Raw genomic sequence first — 2,151 nt, forward strand, 5'->3', positions numbered from 1 at the left:
GCACCACCTCGTGCACCGAACCGAAGTGGTGCAGGGTGGCGGCGTCCACGGTGGCCGCGGTGAAGAACAGTCGCCGCATCAGATGCTGCGGCACCAACCGGGACAGGTGGGTCGCCGCACCCAGCGCGCCGCGCTCGACCTCGGGCAGCCCGAATGTGGCGTCGTCGGAGGCCACGATCACGTCGGCGTTGCCAACCAGGCCGATGCCGCCGCCGACGCAGAAGCCGTTGACTGCGGCGATTACCGGCACCGCGCACTCGTAGACCGCCCGGAAGGCGGCAAAGCAACCGCGGTTGGCGTCGATCAGCGCGGTGAAACCTTCGGTGCGCTGCATCTCCTTGATGTCCACCCCGGCGTTGAAGCCGCGGCCCTCGGCCCGCAAGATCACCGCGCGCGTCTCCGGGTTGTCGCCGGCGGCGGTCAGGGCGTCGGCCAGTTCGAACCAGCCGCGCGACGGGATGGCGTTGACGGGGGGGTAGTCGACGGTGACCGCGACTATCCCCGGTTCGGCGGTGCGTGACGTAATTGTCATCGAGATCCTCGGCCACTTCCTTGGGGGACGATTACCTAAGCAAGCACTTGCTTGGTACGCTAGCACAGTGACTCATGCCGGCGGAGGCCCCGCGTTCAGCTTCGGGCTCACCGGCCGGATCGTGCTGGTGACCGGCGGCGTTCGAGGGGTTGGCGCCGGAATCAGCACCGTTTTCGCCGAGCAGGGCACCGTCGTCGTCACCTGTGCGCGGCGTCAGGTCGAAGGTCTGCCCTACGAATTCCACTCCTGCGACATCCGTGACGACGATGCGGTCAAGGCGATGATCGACGCGATCGTCGACCGGCACGGCCACCTCGACGTGGTGGTCAACAATGCCGGCGGTTCGCCGTTCGTCTTGACGGCGGAGTCCAGCGCGAAGTTCAACCGTAAAATCATCGAGCTCAATCTGATTGGCGCGCTGTCGGTTTCTCAGTACGCGAACGACATGATGCAAAACCACCCGGGCGGCGGATCGATCGTCAACATCTGCAGCCTCAGCGGCCGTCGGCCGTCACCGGGCACCGGCGCCTACGGGGCGGCCAAGGCCGGCCTGGAAAGCCTCACTCAGACCTTGGCCGTCGAGTGGGGTCCGAAGGTCCGGGTGAACGCCTGCGTCGTCGGCATGGTGGAGACCGAACAATCGGAGCTGTTCTACGGCGACGCCGAATCGATCGCCGCCATTTCCAAGAACGTGCCGCTCGGCCGGCTCGCCACGCCCGCCGATGTCGGTTGGGCCGCAGCGTTTCTGGCCTCGGATGCGGCTGCGTACATCAGCGGTGCCTCGTTGGAGGTACACGGCGGTGGCGAACCGCCGCACTATCTGGCCACCACTAACGCGAACGCGATCAAGTAGAGGATGTTGAGGATGGGTAGCTAATGGGAATAGTCGACGGCCGCGTCGTCATCGTCACGGGAGCGGGCGGCGGTATCGGCCGCGCGCACGCCTTGGCCTTCGCCAACGAAGGTGCACGCGTGGTCGTCAACGACATCGGCGTAGGCCTGGACGGATCCCCGGCCGGCGGAGGCAGCGCGGCCCAGAGCGTCGTCGACGAGATCACCGCCGCCGGAGGCGAAGCCGTCGCTAACGGCTCCAACATCGCGGACTGGGATCAGGCTGCCGCCCTGGTCCAGACCGCCGTCGACACGTTCGGTGGCCTGGATGTGCTGGTGAACAACGCCGGCATCGTGCGCGACCGGATGATGGCCAACACCAGCGAGGAGGAATTCGACGCCGTCATCGCGGTGCATCTGAAGGGCCACTTCGCCGCCATGAGACACGCCGCCTCGTACTGGCGCGGGCTGAGCAAAGAGGGCAAAACCGTTGACGCACGGATCATTAACACCAGCTCCGGCGCCGGCCTGCAAGGCAGCGTCGGCCAGGGTAACTACAGCGCGGCCAAGGCGGGCATCGCGGCGATGACGCTGGTGGGTGCCGCGGAAATGGGCCGCTACGGGGTCACGGTCAACGCTATCGCGCCGTCGGCCCGCACCCGAATGACCGAGACGGTGTTCGCCGACAGGATGTCCACCCAGGACGATGACTTCGACGCGATGGCGCCGGAGAACATCTCGCCGTTGGTAGTTTGGTTGGGCAGCAACGAATCTCGCGACATCACCGG

General features: G+C 66.5%; 3 protein-coding genes. 2 read left to right on the forward strand and 1 reads right to left on the reverse strand.

Annotated features, from left to right (window positions below; genetic code table 11):
- Positions 1-532: (7aS)-7a-methyl-1,5-dioxo-2,3,5,6,7,7a-hexahydro-1H-indene-carboxyl-CoA hydrolase (gene echA20, locus WA317_RS20180; protein ID WP_425174715.1), on the reverse strand; the 532-nt coding region annotated here is incomplete at its 3' end.
- A gap of 67 nt (positions 533-599) precedes the next feature.
- Between echA20 and WA317_RS20185 the strand changes: the two genes are divergently transcribed.
- Together WA317_RS20185 and WA317_RS20190 are read left to right on the forward strand one after the other, a co-directional pair.
- The gene (locus WA317_RS20185) at positions 600-1,385 is read left to right on the forward strand and encodes an SDR family oxidoreductase (protein ID WP_425174716.1); all 786 of its coding nucleotides are present in this window, start codon (positions 600-602) and stop codon (positions 1,383-1,385) included.
- A gap of 23 nt (positions 1,386-1,408) precedes the next feature.
- On the forward strand, positions 1,409-2,151 hold a 743-nt coding region (locus WA317_RS20190; protein WP_425174717.1), incomplete at its 3' end, for an SDR family oxidoreductase.

This window comes from Mycobacterium sp. (assembly GCF_049802695.1).
In the GTDB taxonomy this organism is placed as follows: domain Bacteria; phylum Actinomycetota; class Actinomycetes; order Mycobacteriales; family Mycobacteriaceae; genus Mycobacterium.